This window comes from Micromonospora sp. HK10 (assembly GCF_000982955.1).
Classification (GTDB): domain Bacteria; phylum Actinomycetota; class Actinomycetes; order Mycobacteriales; family Micromonosporaceae; genus Micromonospora.
On the sequence record NZ_KQ058727.1, the window covers coordinates 59708 to 79723 of the forward strand.

Sequence of the window (20016 nt, forward strand, 5' to 3'; positions counted from 1 at the left end):
CCGGCCGGGCCGTCGGGCCGACCCGCTCGGCGGCCGTCGGGGCGACCCGCTCAGCGGCCGTCGCGCGGACCGAAGACGGCGAGCGCGTCGGCGTCGCTGTGCCGGGAGCGCAGGTACTCGTCGGCCCAGGCGGCGGCGTCCGGGAAGCCGGACTCGGCGGCCACCCGGGCGCAGGCGGCGTCCACGTCGTACCGGGTCCGGCGCAGTTGCACGCCGGGACCGAGCAGCGCCCACCACGCACCGTCCCCGCCGTACGGCATGCCGATGCTGCCCGGGTTGACCACCAGGCGGCGGTCGACGAGCCGGGTGAACGGCATGTGGGTGTGCCCGCAGACCACCGTGCCGACCTCGGCGGGCAGGCCGGCGAAGACCTCCGCCCAGCGGTCGAGCCGCGAGTCGACCAGCACCATCTCCTCGTCGTCGCGGGGCGTCGCGTGGCAGCAGAGCACCTCGCCGAGGCCGGCGACGGAAAAGGTGACCGCCGGCGGCAGCGCGGCCAGCCGGGCCACCTGGTCCGCGCGCAGCTGCGCGGCGGCCCAGTTCGACACGTCGTACGAGGCCGGCTGGCCGGCGTGGGCCGCCACCAGTTCCCGTTCGCCGTTGCCGCCGACCCAGAGCGCGCGGTCCCCGAGCGCGGCGAGCCGGTCCAGCACCTCGACCGGTTGCGGGCCGTCCGCGATGTCACCGGTGAGGACGATCAGATCGGCGGCGGCCACGTCCGGCTCGGCCAGGACGGCCTCCAGCGCCGGCAGCACGCCGTGGATGTCGGAGAGGACCGCGACACGTTCGAACATCGCCCCACCGTGGTCCCGGCCCGTCGCGATGTCCAGGATTTCTGCGCCAGGCAGACGGCGCGCGGAATCGCCGCCGCCACGGCCGGCGCCTCGGCCGGGCGGCAGGGCAGCACCGAGCCTCCTCCGCGAGCCTTCCACGCCGGCTGTCACTCACCGCAACTGCCACCGAGGGTCACCAGGCGCGCCGCCGGGGCGCGGGCCTGACCGCGGACGGAACCGGCCCGGACCGCGAAACCGGCCCGGACCGCGAGGGCGGGCCGGGCCGGGCGTTGCGTGATCTAGGGAGGTCAGACCCGCGCGCGGCGGGCCAGGCGCTCCGGGTCGAGGATGATGATGCTCTTGCCGTCCAGTCGGAGCCAGCCGCGCGAGGCGAAGTCGGCCAGCGCCTTGTTCACGGTCTCCCGGGAGGCGCCGACGAGCTGGGCGATCTCCTCCTGGGTCAGGTCGTGGGTCACCCGCAGCACGCCACCATCCCGGGTGCCGAACCGGCCGGCCATCTGGAGCAGGTTCTTGGCGACCCGACCCGGCACGTCGGTGAAGATCAGGTCGGCCAGCGAGTCGTTCGTCCGGCGCAGCCGGCGGGCGAGCACCCGCAGCAGTTGCTCGGCGATCTCGGGCCGGTTGTTCAGCCAGGGCCGCAGCGCCTGCTTGCGCAGCCGGACCAGCCGGGTGTCGGTCACCGCGGTGGCCGTCGCCGTACGCGGCCCCGGGTCGAAGAGCGACAGCTCGCCGACCATGTCCGACGGGCCCATCACGGCGATCAGGTTCTGCCGGCCGTCCGCCGCGCGGCGGCCAACCTTGATCTTGCCGGACAGGAGGATGTAGAGACTGTCGCCGGGCTCGCCCTCGTTGAAGACGACCTCGCCCTTGCGGACCTCGATCGTCTCCATCTCCTTGGCGAGCGCCTCGGCAGCCTCCGGGTCGACACCCTGGAAGATCCCGCTACGGGCCAGTACCTCGTCCATCGCGCACCTCCGCTTGCGCGTGCCGTCCGTCGGCCGGGTCCGCCGTCCGCTGATCCCTCGCGCGCCGCCAGTCTAGGCGCACATGAGCTGGAATCAGAGGCGCACCCCTGGAATCTTGATCGTTGGGCGTAACCCTCCTGACCCGATCGGGGACTACAATCCCGCCCTCCAGGCGGCCGTGCGGCGCCCGGGACGCCGGGCGCGCGTCACCGGTGCCCACCCCTGATCGTAGGGTCGGTGCCGTGCTGAACGAGCCGTTCCTGACCACCCGCCCCGAGGCCGGGTCGGACATCCCGCTGCTGGTCTGGCGGACCGCGGCACCGCTGCTGGCCGTCGGCAGCGCCCCGCTGGGCGGCGGGATCGGTGTACGCCGCTGGGTGCTCAACGCGACCGTGCCGATGTCGTACGACCGGGACGACCCGGCCGACCACCTGGCCGAACTGGCCGGCGGGCTGGGCCTGGCCGGGCCCGGGGTGGGCCTGCTGACCGGCGTCGACGTGGCCGAGGTGGTGGCCCGGACCGACGGCGGCGTCCGGGTCTGGGCCACGGTCGGGCTCGGCACCCCGGTGTGGGCCGCCGCACCCGCGCCCGCCGCCCCGGCGCAGCGCGTCGGCACGGTCAACATCGTGGCGTACGTGCCGGCCCGGCTCGGCGACGCCGCCCTGGTCAACGCCGTGGCCACGGCCACCGAGGCGAAGGCGCAGGCGATCTGGGAGCTGGGCCTGCCCGCCACCGGCACGCCCACCGACGCGGTCACCGTGCTCTGCCCGGCGGACGGCGAGCCGGCCCCGTACGGCGGCCCGCGCTCGACCTGGGGCGCCCCGCTGGCCCGGGCCGTGCACGCGGCCGTCCGGGCCGGCGGCGCCGGCACCGTGGTCCCCTGGTCCGACCAACGCCGGGAGGACTGAGCCGGGTCGACGGGTCGGTATTCCCCGGTCCGGCCGCGCCGACCGGGCTGGGCCGGGCGGGTCGACGGGTCGGCTTTTCGGCCGATCGGCCGTCGTCGGCGCGTTCACCGCCCGGTACCGTGGCCGGCGATGTACGCTCCCGCGCCTCCCGTGTCCCCGTTCCGGCGCCGCGCCGCCGCGGCCCTCGGCGTGCTGCTCGCCGCCCTGCTGGCGGGCGGGTGCGCGCAGCCCGACGCCGACGAGTCGGTGTGGCGGCCGGGCGCGGACGGCGCACCGGCCGGTTCCGCGGCGCCGGCCACCGCCGACCAGCCCGCCGACGCCGGCGAGCAGGCGATCTCGCTGGCCGCCACCGGCGACGTGATCATGGGCAACGCGCCGAACCGGCTGCCGGCCGACGGCGGAAACGGCTTCTTCGACGACGTCAAGGCCGCGCTCAAGGGCGACCTCGTGATGGGCAACCTGGAGGAGCCGCTCACCGAGGACACCGGCACCGGCAAGTGCGGGCCGAAGCCGCAGAACTGCTACCAGTTCCGGGCACCCCCGGAGTACGCGAAACACCTCAAGGAGGCCGGGTTCCAGCTGCTCAACCAGGCCAACAACCACGGCTACGACTACGGCCCCAAGGGCTACCGGAACACCCAGCGGGCGCTGGAGGAGCACGACCTGCAGCACACCGGCGCCCCGGACCAGATCACCGTGGTCGAGGTCCAGGGCGTCAAGGTCGCGGTGGTCGGCTTCTCCTCGTACGTCTGGTCCAACAGCCTGGTCGACATCGAGTCGGCGAAGCGGGTGGTGGCGAAGGCGGCGACCGAGGCCGACCTGGTCGTGGTGCAGGTGCACATGGGTGCCGAGGGCGCCGACAAGAGCCACGTGAAGCCCGGCACCGAGCTGTTCTTCGGGGAGAACCGGGGCGACCCGATCAGGTTCTCCCACGCGGTGGTCGACGCCGGCGCCGACCTGGTCGTCGGGCACGGGCCGCACGTGCTGCGCGGCATGGAGTTCTACCGGGGCCGGCTGATCGCGTACAGCCTGGGCAACTTCGCCGGCGGCGGCAGGTCGCTGAACCCGTCCGGTCGGCTCGGCTGGGGCGGGGTGCTGAAGGTCACGCTCAAGCCGGACGGCAGCTTCGTCGACGGCCGCTTCACCGCCACCGTGATGAACAGCGTCGGCCGCCCCTCGATCGACCGGCAGCAGCGCGGCCTCGGGCTGGTCCGTGAGGTGAGCGGGGCCGATTTCCCGCGTACCGGGGCCCGGATCGACGCGGCCGGCCGGATCCGGGTGCCGTCCGGCGGCTGACCCGGCGCGTGGGCCCGCCGGGACGTCGGCCCCGCGACGTAGGCTGGCCGGCGTGACCACGCGTTCCCCCGAGACCGACCTCGGTCGCACCCGCCGGGCCCGGCGGATCGGCCGGGTGCTGACCGAGACGCATCCCGACGCGCACTGTGAGCTCGACCACGGCAACGCGCTGGAGCTGGCCGTCGCCACCATCCTGTCCGCGCAGTGCACCGACAAGAAGGTCAACGAGGTCACCCCGAAGCTCTTCGCCCGTTACCGCACCGCCGCCGACTACGCCGGGGCGGACCGCGCCGAGTTGGAGGAGCTGATCCGGCCGACCGGCTTCTACCGGAACAAGACCAGCTCGCTGATCAACCTGGGCCGCGCCCTCTGCGAGCGGTACGACGGCGAGGTCCCCGGCCGGCTGGCCGACCTGGTCACCCTCCCCGGCATCGGGCGCAAGACCGCGAACGTGATCCTCGGCAACGCCTTCGACGTCCCCGGCATCACCGTCGACACCCACTTCCAGCGGCTGGTGCAGCGGTGGCAGCTGACCACCGAGACCGACCCGGTCAAGATCGAGCACGCGATCGGCGCGCTGTACCCGAAGCGCGACTGGACGATGCTGTCGCACCGGATCATCTTCCACGGCCGCCGGGTCTGCCACGCCCGCAAGCCGGCCTGCGGCGCCTGCACGCTGGCCAAGCTCTGCCCGTCGTACGGCACCGGGCCGACCGACCCGGTGGTGGCGGTCAAGCTGCTCAAGGGCCCCCGGGCCCGGGACCTGGCGGCGGCCGTCGGCCTCGACCCGGAGCTGGTGCCGCAGCAGGCGGTCGCCGCGGAGGTGCCGTGAACCGCCTCGCGTACCTGCTCGTCCCGGTGCTGCTCGGGCTGGCCGGCTGCACCGCCGCCGCCGAGCCGGACCGGCCGGCGGCGCCGGCGGCCCGCCCCGAACGGCCGTCCCCGTTCGACGACTGCGCCGCGCTGACCACCGCGCCGGCCTCGGCCGCCGCCACCCCGGCCGGCAAGGCCGGCGACCGGCTGCCCGAGCTGACCCTCTCCTGTTTCACCGGCGGCACCCCGGTCGCGATGCGGGACGTCAAGGGGCCGGCGGTGGTCAACGTGTGGGCGTCCTGGTGCCTGCCCTGCCGCAAGGAGCTGCCGGCGTTCCAGCGGCTGCACGAGCGGGCCGCCGGGCGGTTCCAGGTGATCGGGGTGAACACCCGGGACAGCCGCGGCGCCGCCCAGTCCTTCGGCGAGGACTTCGGGGTGCGCTTCCCGATGCTGTTCGATCAGGGGGACGCCTTCGAGCGCGGGCTCCGGCGCAACGCCTTCCCGCTGACCGTCCTGGTGGGTTCGGACGGCCGGATCCGGCACATCGAGGCGACCGGCGCGCTGGACGACGCCCGGCTGGCCGAACTGGTCCACACCTACCTCGGCGTGGACGTGGCGGCATGACCCGGCAGCCGCCCGGCTGGTTCGACCCGCTGCTCGGCCGGCTCGGCACCGCCCGCGCCGAGGACTTCACCCGGCTCACCACCCCGGAGAGCGGCGGCCGGGAAAGCGCCGTGCTGGTGCTGCTCGGCGAGGAGCCGGGCGTCGGGCCGGACGTGCTGGTCCTCCAGCGGGCCGCCACCCTGCGCAACCATGCCGGCCAGCCGGCCTTTCCCGGCGGCGCGGCCGACCCGGAGGACACCGACGCCAGCGCCACCGCCCTGCGCGAGGCGAACGAGGAGGTCGACCTCGACCCGGCCAGCGTCACCGTGCTGGCCGAGCTGCCGAAGCTCTGGATCCCGGTCAGCGACTTCGTGGTCACCCCGGTGCTCGCCTGGTGGCACGCGCCGCACCCGGTGCACCCGCGCGAGCCGGCCGAGGTGGCGCACGTCGCCCGGCTACCGGTCACCGAACTGGTCGACCCGGCGAACCGGCTGCGGGTCCGCCACCCCAGCGGCTGGATCGGCCCGGCCTTCTCCGTACGCGGAATGCTGGTCTGGGGCTTCACCGCCGGCGTGCTGAACACGCTGCTGGAGATGGGCGGCTGGGCCCGCCCCTGGCCGGTCGGGCGGGTGGTGGAGCTGCCGCCGACCGGGGCCACCCCGGCCCCCTCCGCCGGCACCGACGCGGTCGACGAGACGCCCGTGCGCTGAGCCGCCGCGGTTTCCGGGGGCCGATCCGGCCGTCACGTTCCGCGAGCGGTGAGCCAACGCCGAGCCCGGTGCCCGTACCCTGGGGGCGTGTCCGCGGTGGATCTCGTCCTGCTCCTGCTCATGCTCGTGTTCGCGATCAGCGGATACCGCCAGGGCTTCGTCATCGGCGCCCTGTCGTTCTCCGGGTTCTTCCTGGGCGCGCTGGTCGGCCTCCAGGTCGGCCCGCTGGTCGCCCGGCAGTTCACCGACAGCGGCACCCGGGTGCTGATCTCGCTCGTCGCGGTCTTCGGACTCGCCGTGCTCGGCCAGGCGCTGGCCGGCTGGATCGGCTCGCACCTGCGCCAGACCATCACCAACGAGCTGGCCAAGCGGCTCGACGACGTCGGCGGCGCGCTCGTCTCGGTCTTCGCGGTGATGCTGGTGGCCTGGCTGGTCGCGGTGCCGCTCGGCTCGTCGTCGCTGCCCTGGCTGGCCTCCTCGGTGCGCAACAGCGCCCTGCTCACCGTGGTCGACCGGGTGCTGCCGGACAAGGCGCAGGAGCTCTCCACGGCGCTGCGGGACACCGTCGACACCAACGGCTTCCCGGACGTCTTCGGCGATCTCGCGCCGACCCGGGCCCGCCAGGTCTCCCCGCCCGACCCCCGGCTGTCCGGCTCGCAGGTGGTGCAGAGCAGCCAGCGGGCCGTGGTGAAGGTGCTGGGCTCGGCGCCCAGCTGCTCGCGTCGCATCGAGGGCTCCGGCTTCGTGTACGCCGACGACCGGGTGATGACCAACGCGCACGTGGTGGCCGGCACCCGCTCGGTCGCCGTGGAACTGCGCGGCGAGCGGTACGACGGCGACGTGGTCGTCTACGACCCGGCGCGGGACCTGGCCGTGCTGCACGTACCCGGGCTGCCCGGCCCGTCGCTGCGCTTCGCCGCCGGCCAGGCCGGCAGCGGGGCGGACGCCATCGTGCTGGGCTTCCCCCTCGACGGCCCGTACGACGCCCGGCCGGCCCGGATCCGGGACGTCGACCGGATCACCGGCCCGGACATCTACTCGTCCGGCGACGTGACCCGGGAGATCTACACGATCCGGGCGCTGGTCCGCAGCGGCAACTCCGGCGGCCCGCTGGTCTCCTCGAACGGGCTGGTGCTCGGGGTGATCTTCGCGGCGGCGGCCGACGACCCCAACACCGGCTTCGCGGTGACCGCCGACGAGGCCCGCCCGGTGGCCCTGGCCGGCGCCGAGCGTACCCGGGCGGTCCGCACCGGCGACTGCACCTGAGCGCGGCGGCGGGCGCCGACCGCGACGGCGGCCGGGTGCTCAGCCGGCGGACGCGCCGGCCGGGGTGACCCCGTCGCCGGACGGGCGGACCGGCAGCCGGGCCCGTCCCCAGGTGACGGTGCGGTCCAGCAGCGACCGGGCCATGATGACCACGCAGGTGACGCCGTTGAGGAAGGACGCCAGCACGTCGCTCGGGTGGTGCATGCCCCGGTACATCCGGGTCAGCGCCACCCCGACCGGCACCAGCACCAGCAGCGACCACCAGGCGACCTTGGCCGGGGTGCTCTTCGCCCGCAGGGCCAGCAGCAGCGCGATGCCGACGTAGAGCGCGGTCGCCGCCGAGGTGTGCCCGGACGGGAAGCTGGAGGTCGGCGGCGAGGCGTCCATGTGCTCCACGGCCGGCCGGTTCCGGTCGATGACCATCGTGGTGAAGAGGAAGACCAGCGCCTGCGCGCTCACCGCGGCGCACAGGAAGAGCGGCTCCCGCCACCGGTGCAGCACCAGCCGCAGCACGAGCGCCACCAGCACGGTCACCACGACGATCAGCTGAGTGCTGGCCAGGGTGCTGAAGACCAGCGACACGTCGTTCCAGCCGGCCGAGCGGTCGGCCGCCAACTCGCGGTTGACCGCGTCCTCGACGGTGAGCGGCCAGGTCTTCGCGAGCACCCGGGTGACCAGCAGCCCGAGGCCCACCATGACGGAGAAGAGCACGGCAACCGGCAGCAGGATCCGCCGGGCGACCTGGAGCACGACATCGGACATGGGGCCGCCATTACCCCGTGCGGGGCCGGACTACGCGCGCGGCCGGTCCCGATCCGGTTCGGCCAACTCCGGCTCGACCCCCTCCCGGGCGGTCGACACCGGCCGCCGGCCGATCCGGGCCCGCCAGGTGGAGAAGGCGGCGGTGGTCGCGACGAGCACCGCGACGCCGAGCAGCCAGCCGCCCAGCACGTCGCTGGTCCAGTGCACGCCCAACGCGATCCGACTCAGCCCGGTCAGCACCGTGATCAGCACGGCCACCGTCCAGAGCGCCCAGCGCAACGCCCACCGGTGCCGGGCGTACGGCAGGAAGACCAGCAGCAGCACCCCGGCGGCCAGGGCGGCGTTGAGCGCGTGACCGGAGGGGAACGAGAACCCGGCCGCCCGGGCCACCGGGTCGAGCAGGTCCGGCCGGTGCCGCCCCACCAGCAGCTTGAGCAGCGCGCCGAGCAGCCCGCCGACGGCCATCGTGGTGACCACCCAGAGCGCCAGCCGGGGCGCCCGGCGGAACAGCAGCCAGCCCACCAGCACGGCGGCGGCCACCCGCAGCGGCCCGGGGCCGAAGACGTCCGTCCAGACGCTCATCGCCCGCACCCAGCCCGGATGCTCCAGCGCGTACCGGTGCAGGGTGTCGGTGATCGACGCGTCCAGTCGGAACAGCGGCGACCAGGCGCCCAGCACCAGGAGCGCCAGCAGCGAGAACGGCACCAGCACCAGGAACGCCGCGACGGCCGCCAGGGTCAACCGCAGCCCCAGCGAAGCATCCCGGTCCAGCCGCCGCGCCCGCCAGGACCGTCCGGCCTCCGTCACCTGCCCACCCGCATCCCGTACGTCCATGGCCGAACCACTACCCATCCCGGGCCCGGACCAGACCGCCGGGATCAGCGGCGGGTCTGGCGGAACCGGCGGACCATCAGCGCCGCGCCGGTCACCAGGGCGACCAGGAGCGGAAGGCCGGTCCAGAGCCGGTCCGGAGCGCTGTCGTCCGGCTGCCCGGCCGGCCGCGCCGACCACCGGGCCTGCTGCGTCGGTCCGGGCAGGCCGAACGGGTTGTCACCCGACCCGACCGCGGCGGCCCGGGTGTCCCGGTCAGCGCCCGGCGCCGGGCCGAAGCCGACCACCCCGGGCGGGTCGTTGTCGTCCAGCGGGTTACCCGTCACCGGCGGTACGTCGGCGGTCAGCGCGGCCACCGGGTCCACCATGCCGTAGCCGAACCGGTCGTCGCGTGCGGTCGGGCCCAGGTCCCTGGCCGTGCTGATGAGCCGGTTGACCACGTCACCGGCGGACATCCGCGGCCAGCGGGACCGGACCAACGCGGCGGCCGCGGCGACCAGCGGGGACGCGAAGCTGGTCCCCTGCACCCGCCAGTACCCCTCGGGGCGGGCGCCGTAGAGCGCCGTCGCCGGGGCGGTGAGCACGGTCTCGTGCCCGGTGATCGAGCCGGACCAGAGGTTCGCCGCGCTGCGGTCCAGGCCGGCGACCGCGATCACCCCGGGCTCCCGGGCCGGGTACCAGACCTTGGGGCTGCTCGAGGTGGCCAGGTTGCCGGTGCAGGCGACCACCACCACGTCCCGGGCGAAGGCGTAGTCGAGGGCGGCGGCCAGGGCCGGGCTGGTCCCGCTGCCGCCGAGGGACAGGTTGATCACCCGGGCCCCGTGGTCGACGGCCCAGCGCACTCCCTTGGCGACGATCATCGCGTCGTCGTACCGGTTCTCGTCGTCGAGCACCCGGACCGGCAGGATCCGGGCGTCCGGGGCCAGCCCGACCACACCCCGGTCGTCGTCGTTACGCCCGGCGATCAGGCCCGCGACCGTGGTGCCGTGCCCGACCGGGTCGGCGCCCTCGGACCCGTCCGGGGTGACCAGGTCGACGCCGGGCAGCACCTGGCCGGCCAGGTCCGGATGGGAGCCGTCCACACCGGAGTCGATGACGGCCACCACCACGCCGCGACCGGTCGAGACCTGCCAGGCGGCCTTCGCGTTGAGCGCGTCCAGCTGCCACTGCTCCTCGCGGACCTGGTCCGTCCGGGTCGGCACCCCGGCTGGCGCCACCCAGCCGGGCTCCGGGGCCAGCGCGGCGGTCCGCCCCGACACCGGTGACCGGCCCAGCGCGGGAGACTGCGTGAGCGCCGCCGGCCGGGTCAGCGCCGGTGACTGGGCCAGCGTGGCCGACCGGGCCGGGGCGGCAGATGCGGGCGGTGCCGGCGGGCCGGCCACGGCGACCGCCGCGACCGCCGCACCGAGCAGCGCCTGCCCGGCGAGTCGCCGGGTCGCCGTCCGGCCACCCTGCCGATCCCTGCTCACATTCCCCAGCCATTCATCACGACAGCATCATGCTGCTCGGAGATTACCGGTTTTCGCGTACGCCACGGTGCAAGTCGGTGACACCGTTCATCCGGCTGGCAGGTGGGCCAGCTGGACCAGCCGTACGCCGTCGCGTCGGGTCACCAACCGACCCCGCCCCGGAGGCAGCGGACCCGCCCGGACCTGGCCGACCAGCGCCCCCTCCTCGGGGCCGCCCGACATCACCAGGCCCGGCGTGGACAGCTCCCGCAGCCGCTGCACGATCGGCTCGAACGAGGTCCGGCCGGAGCCGGCCGCCCGGCGGGCCAGCACCAGGTGCAGGCCGACGTCCCGGGCGTGCGGCAGGTGCTCCTCCAGCGCCCGCAACGGGTTCGACGGCCCACCGGCCACCAGGTCGTAGTCGTCCACCAGCACGAACAGCTCCGGCCCGGTCCACCACGACCGGCTGCGCAGCTGGGCCGGGGTGACCTCGGGCCCCGGCTGCCGGCCGCGTAGGTAGCCGGCCGCCGACTCGATCAGCTCGGTGGTGTGCGGCGCGGCCGTGCCGTACCCGATCAGGTGCGGGCTCTCGATGGCGCCCATCAGGCTGCGCCGGTAGTCCACCAGGATCACCCGGGCCTCGTCGGGCGTGAACCGGTTGACGATCGAGGTGGCCAGCGCCCGCAGGAACGACGACTTGCCGCACTCGGCGTCGCCGAAGACCACGAAGTTGGGCTCCACGGCGAAGTCCAGCACCACCGGGCGCAGGTCCGCCTCGGCGATCCCGACCGGGAAGGCCAGCCCGCTGGTCGCGGCGTGATCCAGCGCGGCGTAGGGCAGCACCGGCGGCAGCAGACGTACCGGGGGCGCGGCCGGGCCGGCCCACGCCGAGGCAACCGCCTTCACCAGGTCCGCCGTGCCGGAGCCCAGCGCGGCGACCGTGGGCTCGGCGGCGAGGAAGTGCAGCCCGCCCGGGGCGATCCCCCGGCCCGGCCGCTGCTCGGGGACGCTCTCCGCGACCGGGCGCTTCGCCAGCACCGAATCGGCCGGGTCACCCAGGCGCAGCTCCAGCCGGGACCCGAAGAGGTCCCGGATCGCCGGCCGGAAGTCCGACCAGCGCAGCGCGCTGGCGACCACGTGCACCCCGTACGTCAGGCCCCGGGTGGCCAGCTCGGTGACCAGCGGTTCCAGTTCCTCGTAGTCGCCGCGCAGGACGTTCCAGCCGTCGATCACCAGGAAAACGTCGCCGAACGGGTCGGTGCCCGGCTGCCCGCCGGCCAGCGCGGCCGCCCGCCGCCGTCGCCACGCCGCCACCGACTCCACGCCCGCCTCGGCGAAGTGCCGCTCCCGCCGGGCGAGCAGCGTGGTGATCTCCCCGACGGTCCGGCGCACCGCGGTGTCGTCGGCACGCCCCGCCACCCCGCCGACGTGCGGCAGGTCGCGCAGCGCGCCGAGCGTCCCACCGCCGAAGTCGAGGCAGTAGACCTGCGCCTCGGCCGGGGTGTGGGTGAGGGCCAGCGCGCAGATCAGCGTGCGCAGCAGGGTGGACCGGCCACTGCGCGCGGTGCCCACCACCGCCACGTGCCCGGCGGCACCCTCCAGCGCCAGCCAGTACAGGTCCCGGCGCTGCTCGAAGGGCTTGTCCAGCACGGCCACCGGGACCTGGAGGGCGCCGTGCAGCTCCGGGTTCGCCACGGTGAGCCCGCGGGCCGGGTCGGCGCCGACCGGGCCGAGCAGCTCGTCGAGCGTGGGGGAGCCGTCCAACGGTGGCAGCCACACCTGGTGCGCCGGCGGCCCCTGCCCGGCCAGCCGGCCGACCAGCAGGTCGAGCAGGGACTCCCGGTCCTCCTCGGCCGGCGGAGCGGCGGCCGGAACCGGCTCGGGGACCGGCACCAGGTGGGTGGAGAACGCCAGCAGCCGGGACCCGCCGCCGGCCCCGCCGTCCGGGCCGGTGTGGCGGCGGGCCGGGCCGGAGACGTACGCGGCCTTGAACCGGACCAGCGGGTCGGTGCCCGCGCGCAGGTAGCCGTGGCCCGGGCTGCGGGGCAGCTCGTGGGCGTCCGGCACGCCGAGCACCGTCCGGGACTCCAGCGCCGAGAAGGTGCGCAACCCGATCCGGTACGACAGGTGGGTGTCCAGCCCGCGCAGCCGCCCCTCCTCCAGCCGCTGGCTGGCCAGCAGCAGGTGCACGCCGAGCGACCGGCCGAGCCGGCCGATCTGCACGAACAGGTCGATGAAGTCGGGCTTGGCGGAGAGCAGCTCGGAGAACTCGTCGCAGATCAGCAGCAGGGACGGCAGCGGGGCGAGCGGGCTGCCCGCGGCCCGGGCCCGCTCGTAGTCCCGCAGTCCGGCGAAGTTGCCGGCCCGGCGGAGCAGCTCCTGGCGCCGCATCAGCTCGCCGTTGATCGCGGCGACCATCCGGTCCACCAGCGGCAGCGCGTCGGCCAGATTGGTGATCACCGCGGCGGTGTGCGGCAGCCGCTCGAACGGCGCGAAGGTGGCCCCGCCCTTGAAGTCGACCAGCACGAAGTTGAGCTGTTCCGAGCTGTGCGTCGCGGCCAGCCCGAGCACCAGGGTGCGGAGCAGCTCCGACTTGCCGGAGCCGGTGGCGCCGATGAGCAGACCGTGCGGGCCCATGCCGTCCTGGGCGGACTCCTTGAGGTCAAGCTCGATCGCGCCGCCGTCGGCGCCCACCCCGATCGGCACCCGCAGCCGGTCCCGGCCGGCCCGGGGCGCCCAGCCCTGCTCGGCGGTGAAGTTCTCCGGGTCGCCGAGGCCGAGCAGCTCCGGCAGGCCGAGCTCGGCGCCGGGCGGGGCGTCCGGGCCGCGTACCGCGCCGGCCAGCCGCAGCGGTGCCAGCCGGCGGGCCACCGCCTCCGCGTCGGCGGGTGCCAGCGCGTCGGCCGCGCCGACCTCTGCGTGCCCCTCGGCGGAGTACGAGTGCAGCCGCCCGTCGACCAGGTCGAGCAGGAGGGCGTACCGGTCGAGCAGGCGGGGCGGCGGGGTGTCCAGGTCCAGCACGGTGACCGCGTCGATGCCACCGTCCCCGGCCAGACCGGTCGCCCCGGTCAGGTCCCCGCCGTCCAGGAGCACCACGACGTGCGGGCCGTCGGTGGCCGGGCCGGCCGGGCTGAACCGGGACCGGCTGGCCAGCACGTCGTCGAGGAGCCGTTCCAGCTCGGCGGCGGAGCTGGTGACCAGCCGGACCGGGCCGAGCGCGTCGGTGCGGCGCGGATGGTGGGCGTGCGGCAGCCACTTCACCCACTCCCAGCGCGCGCGCCGCTCCGGGCCGGCGCAGACCGCGATCAGCAGCTCGTCCGGGGCATGGAAGACGGCGAGCTGGGTGAGCAGCGCCCGGGCCAGCGCCTGCGCCGCCGGCGAGCCCGCGTCCCGGCCGTCGTCGGCCCCGGGCCGCGCCGGGTCCGCCCCGCCGGTCCGGCGGTGTCCGGCGCCCGGGCCACGGACGAAGACCCGGGCGAAGCTGCGCAGCGAGAGCGCCACCGGCAGGTCGGGCACCACCGAGTACGCGTCGAGGAAGCGCCGAAGCGCCCCGGCGGTCATCGGCTCCAACTCCTCCAGCGGCCGGGTGACCGGCGGCACCAGCGGGGTGGCCAGCGTCTGCGGGCCCACCCCGACCCGGACCACCGCGAAGTCGGGGTCACCCGGCCGGCGCTCCCAGACCCGGTGGCTGTCCACCGTCGACCAGAGCCGGCCCGGGTCGGGGTGCCGGTAGTACAGCCCGGCGCGCTGCGCCCCGGCGGTGGCCCGGACCCGGCGGCGCAGCGTGGCCAGGTGGCGCAGGTATTCCCGGCGGGCGGCCATCAGCTCCGACTTCCGCGGCCCGGCGCTGCCCCACGAGGTCACCAGCATCGCCACCGAGGAGAGGCCGAACATGCCGCCCACCACGTACGCGTACGCCCCGCCGCCCCGGCCGAACATCATCGCCATCGCGACCGTGCCGCCGAGCATGGGCAGCACCATGAGGGCCTGCTGCCAGCGCCCGCCGGCCAGGACGGGAATCTCCGGCGGCGCCTCGACGGGCAGCTCGCCGGCCGGGATCTCCGGTGCCGGACGACGCGGTGGCCGACGGATGACGACAGTGGACACCCAACCTCCCCCACTCTGGGTAACCCGAGCCTGGCTCATCGTAGGTAAAGTCCTGTCGTCCGTCAGTCACCCGTACCGTTCGATATGGAGATACCTCGATGACAACCGGGCTGGCGCGGGTCACCATCAGCACCCCGCAGCGGCGGGTCGACGTCGCCCTGCCGGAGCAGGTCCCGCTGGCCGAGCTGCTGCCGGAGGTGCTCCGGCACGCCGGGGACGGGCTGGCCGACGACGGGGAGCGGCACGGCGGCTGGGTGCTGCGCCGTACGGACGGCGCGGTGCTTTCCACTGCCCAGGCGCTGCTGCCCCAGGGGGTCCGCGACGGCGAGGTGCTGCACCTCGTGCCGGCCCGCGCCGAGTGGCCGGAGCTGGAGTACGACGACGTGGTCGAGGTGATTGCCGACGGGGCCCGCCGCCGGGGCGCCGCCTGGTCTCCCCGGGCCACCCGGGCGGCCACCCTGGCCGGGGCGGCCGTGCCGCTGGCCATCGGCCTGGCCGCTGTGCTGGCCGCCGGGCCCGGGCAGCCGGCCGGCTGGCCGGTCGCGGTCGCGGCAGCGGTCGCGCTGCTGCTGGTGCTCGCCGGCACCGCCGCCTCCCGGGCGTACGGGGACGGTCCGGCCGGCGCCGCCCTCGGCGGGTACGCCCTGCCGTTCGCCGCCGCGGCCGGCGCCCTGGCGGTGCGCTCCGGCGACCCGGTCGGCCTGGCCGGGCCGCTGCGCTGGGTGGGCGGACCCGAGCTGCTGGCGGGCGCGGTGGGCCTGCTGCTCGGGTCGGTGCTCGGCCTGCTCGGGGTGGCCAGCCGGGCCCGGATCTTCGTGGCCGGCGCGGCCACCGGCGCGGCGGGCGCGGCGGCCGCCCTCGGCGGGCTCCTCCTCGATCCGGCCGGCACCGCCGCCGTGCTGCTCGCCGTGCTGGTCTTCGCCCTCGGCGGCCTGCCGCTGCTGGCCCTGCGGCTCGGCAAGGTCCCGCTGCCGCCGGTCACCCTGCCGGCCGGTACCCCCGGCCCGGGGCCGGACGGCGCGCGCGACCTACCCGACCGGGGGCGGGTGCACGCCGCGGTGGCCCGGACCGAGGAGGTGCTCACCGGGCTGCTGCTCGGGCACGCCGTGCTGGCGGTCGCCGCCACCACGGTCCTGGTCGGCGTGGGCGGCCCGGCCGGCCGTCTGCTGGCCGCGGTCGGCTGCGCCGTGCTGTTGCTGCGCGCCCGGCTCTTCGTGGCGGTCCGCCACCGGGTGCCCGCCGTGGCCGCCGGCCTGGCCGGGTACGCCCTGCTCGGCGCGGTCCTGGTGCGGGGCGGCGAGCCGGCCGCCCGGCTCGCGCTGGCCGTCGGCGGGGTCCTGCTGGCCCTGATCGCCGTCGCGGCCGGCGCCACGTACGCCCGGCGGCCGGTCTCGCCGTACCTCGGCCGACTGGCCGACCTCGCGGACACGGCGCTGGTGGTCTCCGTGGTCCCGGTGGCCTGCGCGGTGCTGGACCTCTACGACCGGGCCCGTGGCCTGCTCGGCTGAGCCCCGGACGCGCGCGGGCCCGGGTCGCTCGGTCGAGCGACCCGGGCCCGGTGGCGCAGGTCAGTTCAGTGCAGCGTCTCGCCGCGCTCGGCGGCCTCGCGGGCACGCTGGTAGGAGGCCTGGATCTCGGCCTCGGCCTCGGTGCGACCCACCCAGGTCGCGCCCTCGACCGACTTGCCCGGCTCCAGGTCCTTGTACACCTCGAAGAAGTGCTGGATCTCCAGCCGGTCGAACTCGCCCAGGTGGTGGATGTCCCGCAGGTGCTCCTGGCGCGGGTCCTCGTAGGGCACGCAGAGGACCTTGTCGTCGCCGCCCTTCTCGTCCGTCATCCGGAACATGCCGATCGTGCGGCAGCGAATCAGGCAGCCCGGGAAGGTGGGCTCGGGGACCAGCACCAGGGCGTCCAGCGGGTCGCCGTCCTCGCCCAGGGTGCCCTCGATGAAGCCGTAGTCGGCCGGGTACTGGGTGGAGGTGAAGAGGGTACGGTCCAGCCGGATCCGGCCGGTCGCGTGGTCGACCTCGTACTTGTTGCGGTGCCCCTTCGGGATCTCAACCGTGACGTCGAAATCCATCTCCCACGCTCCCTTGTTTGCCCACGCTGGCTAACGGAACCAGTGGCGCCGCTCCCGCCCAGGTGAATGCCCACCCGCCGGCTCTGGCGACCGCATAGTGTTCGGACCGAAGTAGTGTCACCCAGGGTGCTTCGACGCGGGGGAGGAGGGGGTCGTGGGGAGGGAAGATTCACACTACCGCCCCGAAGGGGTTGACGGGCGGAACTCCGGCCCTTCCACTTCGGGCGGCGCCACCGGTCGGGTCCGGATCCCGGGGGTCAGCCCCGCCGGCCACCCCGGTCCGGCCGCCGGGTCCGCCCCGGTAGGTCGCGCCGCCGGTCCGGCCGACCCTGGCCGCTACGGCACCGCTCCCGCCGACCCCGGCCGCTACGGCGCCGCTCCCGCCGACCCCGGCCGCTACGGCGCCGCTCCCGCCGACCCCGGCCGCTACGGCACCGCTCCCGCCGACCCCGGCCGGTACGGCACCGCTCCCGCCGACCCCGGCCGGTACGGCGCCGCTCCCGCCGACCCCGGCCGCTACGGCGTCGCTCCCGCCGACCCCGGCCGCTACGGCACCGCTCCCGCCGGTCCGGCCGATCCCCGCGGGCGCGGCACCGCTCCCGGCCGGCCGGCCGACGCCGGCCCGACCGCCCCGGTGAGCTGGCCCGGGTCGGACGCCACCGGCATCCCGGTCAGCCCGCCCGTCCCGCCCTACGGCGCCGCACCGGCCCCACCCACACCGCCGGCGCGGCCCCGGCGCGGCCGGCTGGTCGCGCTGCTCGCCACGGTGCTGGTACTCGTCCTGGCCGGCGTCGGGCTCGCCGTGGTCCGCCCCGGACCGGTGGCCGGCTGGCTGGGGAGCGAGGCCGGCTCGCCGACCGCCGACGCCCGGCCACCCGAGCCCGACCCGCCGGCGGTGCTCGCCGGCCCGGACGCCAACGCGCCCCAACCCACCCCCGAGGGGGTACGCGCCGCGCTCCAGCCGCTGGTCGGCGCGGCCGCGCTCGGCGAGCGGGTGCACGTGTCCGTGGCCGACGTGGTCACCGGCCAGGAGCTCTACGGGGCCGGCCAGGACACCCCGACCGTGCCCGCCTCGGTGACCAAGCTCGCCACCGGGGTGGCGGTGCTGGCCGCCCGCGGCCCCGCGTACCGGATCCCGACCCGGGCGGTGGCCGGCGCCAACCCCGGCGAGGTGGTGCTGGTGGGCGGCGGCGACCCGACCCTCGCGGTCGACAAGAACGGCTTCTACCCGGGTGCGGCCCGGCTCGACGACCTGGCCGCCCAGGTCCGCAAGGCGCTCGGCGGCACCGCGCCGACCAGGGTCATCGTCGACTCCTCGGGCTTCACCGGCCCGGTGTACGAGCCCGGTTGGGACGCCGACATCCCGACCGGCGGCTTCGGGGCGGCGATCACCGCGCTGATGACCGACGGTGCCCGGCGGAACGCGGCGGAGGCCCGCCGGACCGCCGAGGACACCAACCACGCCGCCGAGCGGGTCCCGCAGCCCGATCTGACCGCCGGCCGGCAGTTCGCCCGGCTGCTCGGCCTCCCCGGGGACGTCCAGGTGAAGCGGGGCAGCGCGCCGGCCGCCGCCAGCGCCTCGGCCGCAGGCGCGCCGGCCCCCGGTAGCGAGCTGGGCAAGGTCGAGTCGCTGCCGGTCGTCCGCCTGGTCGACATCATGATCAGCGACAGCGACAACGTGATCGCGGAGGCGATGGCCCGGCAGGTGGCGCTGGCCAAGGGCAAGCCGGCGTCGTTCGCCGGCGGGGCGGCCGCCACCGACCAGGTGCTCGGCGAGCTGGGCCTGCCGGCCGACGAGATCACCCTGGCCGACGGCAGCGGGCTGTCCCGCACCAACCGGATCAGCCCTTCGCTGCTCACCGACCTGATCACCCTGGCCGGCAACGGCAGCCATCCCGAGCTGGCGGCGATCTTCGGCGGGCTGCCGGTGGGCGGCTGGTCGGGCACCCTGGACGGGCGCTACCAGGCGTCGGTGACGAAGGCCGGGGCCGGCGTGGTCCGGGCCAAGACCGGGACGCTGACCGGGGTGAACGCGATCGCCGGGCTGGTCACCACGGCCGACGGCCGGCTGCTCACCTTCGCCGTGCTGACCGACCGGACCCCGGGCGGCAGCCTCGACGCGACCCGGCAGGCGCTCGACCGGATCAGTTCCGCGCTGGCCCGCTGCGGCTGCCGCTGACCGGCTGCGACCGCCGTCGATCTCCGGTTGGGGTGTCGCGGCGCGGGTACGGTGGGTCCATGGCGCAGTTCGTGGACTGGGATCTGGCCGCCGCGACCGCGGGGGCCCTGGGCAAGTCGGGCCCTCGGGTGTCGTACGCCGAGGCCACCGACGTGGTGGGCGAGCTGCGACGGCTGACCGAGGAGGCGGCCGGGCACGTCGCCGACTACACCGGGCTGCGCTCGCAGGTGACGCACCCACCGGTCCGGGTGGTGGACCGCCGGGACTGGGCGGCCGCGAACATCGCCGGCCTGCGCGAGGTGATCAGCCCGCTGGTGAGCCGCCTCTCCGGCGACAAGCGCCCCGGCCCGCTGACCGAGGCGATCGGGTCCCGGCTCACCGGGGTGCAGGCGGGCACCGTGCTGGCGTACCTCTCCGGCCGGGTGCTCGGCCAGTACGAGGTTTTCGCCGGTGATCCCGGCCAGCTGCTGCTGGTCGCGCCGAACATCGTCGAGGTGGAACGGAAGCTCGGCGCCGACCCGCGGGACTTCCGGCTCTGGGTCTGCCTGCACGAGGTCACCCACCGGACGCAGTTCACCGCCGTGCCGTGGATGCGCGCCTACTTCCTCGGCGAGGTCCAGGCGTTCGTCGACGCGGCGCAGGCCGGCGAGCACCTGCTGGAGCGGCTGCGGCGCGGCATCGCCACCCTCTCCGACGCGGTGAAGGACCCGGAGAGCCGGGCCAGCGTGCTGGACATCGTGCAGACCCCCGCGCAGCGGGCCGTGCTCGACCGGCTCACCGCGCTGATGACGCTGCTGGAAGGGCACGCCGAGTTCGTCATGGACGGCGTCGGCCCGCAGGTGATCCCCAGCGTCGAGTCGATCCGGGCGGCGTTCAACCGCCGCCGCGAGTCCGGCAACCCGCTGGAAAAGGCGATCCGCCGGCTGCTCGGCATCGAGGTCAAGATGCGTCAGTACGCCGAGGGCCGCAAGTTCGTGCACGGGGTCGTCGACCGGGTCGGCATGGCCGGCTTCAACAAGATCTTTTCCTCGCCGCTGACCCTGCCCCGGCTCGACGAGCTGGGTGACCCGGACGCCTGGGTGACCCGGGTACACGGGCCGGCCGGCGCCACCCCGACCGCCGGCTGAACCGCCGTCCGGTGAGCACCACGAGTCGTCCGGGCTCCCCGCCCCGTGCCCCGAGGGCGAACGAGTCGCGCCCGCCCGCCGCCCGCCCCGAGGACCGGGCTCGGCGAGTGGGCCGGGTTCGTCGGCC

General features: G+C 75.7%; 16 protein-coding genes. 9 read left to right on the forward strand and 7 right to left on the reverse strand.

The features are described 5' to 3' along the window. Positions 1-50 precede the first annotated feature (50 nt). The gene (locus LQ51_RS07865; protein ID WP_046564023.1) at positions 51-794 is read right to left on the reverse strand and encodes a metallophosphoesterase family protein; all 744 of its coding nucleotides are present in this window, start codon (positions 792-794) and stop codon (positions 51-53) included. A gap of 287 nt (positions 795-1081) precedes the next feature. After that, the gene (locus tag LQ51_RS07870; protein ID WP_007073398.1) at positions 1082-1759 is read right to left on the reverse strand and encodes a Crp/Fnr family transcriptional regulator; all 678 of its coding nucleotides are present in this window, start codon (positions 1757-1759) and stop codon (positions 1082-1084) included. Positions 1760-2001: 242 nt separating this feature from the next. Here LQ51_RS07870 and LQ51_RS07875 point away from each other — a divergent pair, with 242 nt between their 5' ends. The 6 genes from LQ51_RS07875 to LQ51_RS07900 all read left to right on the forward strand — a co-directional run bounded on the left by LQ51_RS07875 (position 2002) and on the right by LQ51_RS07900 (position 7355). Beyond that, positions 2002-2667, forward strand: coding sequence for an adenosylcobinamide amidohydrolase (locus tag LQ51_RS07875; protein WP_046564024.1), 666 nt, complete (start codon positions 2002-2004; stop codon positions 2665-2667). A 129-nt stretch (positions 2668-2796) separates the two neighbouring features. Beyond that, positions 2797-3963: a CapA family protein gene (locus tag LQ51_RS07880; protein ID WP_046564025.1), complete on the forward strand. Its 1167-nt coding sequence runs from the start codon at positions 2797-2799 to the stop codon at positions 3961-3963. 52 nt (positions 3964-4015) lie between these two features. After that, positions 4016-4795, forward strand: coding sequence for an endonuclease III (gene nth / locus LQ51_RS07885; RefSeq protein WP_046564026.1), 780 nt, complete (start codon positions 4016-4018; stop codon positions 4793-4795). Next, positions 4792-5400, forward strand: a complete 609-nt coding sequence (locus LQ51_RS07890) for a TlpA family protein disulfide reductase (RefSeq protein WP_046564027.1) — start codon at positions 4792-4794, stop codon at positions 5398-5400. Before nth ends, LQ51_RS07890 begins: the two co-directional genes overlap by 4 nt. After that, positions 5397-6089 (forward strand): NUDIX hydrolase, encoded by a 693-nt coding sequence (locus LQ51_RS07895; protein WP_046564028.1) that lies wholly within the window; start codon positions 5397-5399, stop codon positions 6087-6089. The genes LQ51_RS07890 and LQ51_RS07895 overlap by 4 nt, the downstream gene beginning before the upstream one ends. An 87-nt stretch (positions 6090-6176) precedes the next feature. Further along, complete coding sequence (locus LQ51_RS07900) at positions 6177-7355, forward strand: MarP family serine protease (RefSeq protein WP_046564029.1); 1179 nt, start codon at positions 6177-6179, stop codon at positions 7353-7355. Between the two features lie 39 nt (positions 7356-7394). Here LQ51_RS07900 and LQ51_RS07905 read toward each other — a convergent pair whose 3' ends face one another. The 4 genes from LQ51_RS07905 to eccCa form a co-directional block, all read right to left on the reverse strand. Beyond that, positions 7395-8117: a phosphatase PAP2 family protein gene (locus LQ51_RS07905; RefSeq protein ID WP_046564030.1), complete on the reverse strand. Its 723-nt coding sequence runs from the start codon at positions 8115-8117 to the stop codon at positions 7395-7397. A gap of 30 nt (positions 8118-8147) precedes the next feature. Continuing rightward, positions 8148-8951 carry a phosphatase PAP2 family protein gene (locus LQ51_RS07910; RefSeq protein WP_046564031.1) on the reverse strand — a complete coding sequence of 268 codons (804 nt, stop codon included), beginning with the start codon at positions 8949-8951 and terminating at the stop codon, positions 8148-8150. 44 nt (positions 8952-8995) lie between these two features. Next, positions 8996-10417, reverse strand: a complete 1422-nt coding sequence (mycP, locus tag LQ51_RS07915) for a type VII secretion-associated serine protease mycosin (RefSeq protein ID WP_046564032.1) — start codon at positions 10415-10417, stop codon at positions 8996-8998. 87 nt (positions 10418-10504) lie between these two features. Beyond that, positions 10505-14503, reverse strand: coding sequence for a type VII secretion protein EccCa (gene eccCa, locus LQ51_RS07920; protein ID WP_046564033.1), 3999 nt, complete (start codon positions 14501-14503; stop codon positions 10505-10507). A gap of 98 nt (positions 14504-14601) precedes the next feature. Between eccCa and eccD the strand changes: the two genes are divergently transcribed. Next, a complete protein-coding gene (gene eccD, locus LQ51_RS07925; RefSeq protein WP_046564034.1) occupies positions 14602-16011 on the forward strand; it encodes a type VII secretion integral membrane protein EccD in 1410 nt (469 codons plus the stop codon). Positions 16012-16076: 65 nt separating this feature from the next. On the opposite strand, the gene LQ51_RS07930 is transcribed toward eccD, so the two are convergent. Further along, positions 16077-16583: an inorganic diphosphatase gene (locus tag LQ51_RS07930; protein ID WP_046564035.1), complete on the reverse strand. Its 507-nt coding sequence runs from the start codon at positions 16581-16583 to the stop codon at positions 16077-16079. Positions 16584-17247: 664 nt separating this feature from the next. Here LQ51_RS07930 and dacB point away from each other — a divergent pair. Further along, on the forward strand, positions 17248-18762 hold the full coding sequence (gene dacB / locus LQ51_RS07935; RefSeq protein ID WP_082159317.1) for a D-alanyl-D-alanine carboxypeptidase/D-alanyl-D-alanine endopeptidase: 1515 nt from the start codon (positions 17248-17250) through the stop codon (positions 18760-18762). Between the two features lie 59 nt (positions 18763-18821). Further along, positions 18822-19889: a zinc-dependent metalloprotease gene (locus tag LQ51_RS07940; RefSeq protein ID WP_046564037.1), complete on the forward strand. Its 1068-nt coding sequence runs from the start codon at positions 18822-18824 to the stop codon at positions 19887-19889. The last annotated feature ends 127 nt before the right edge of the window (positions 19890-20016 follow it).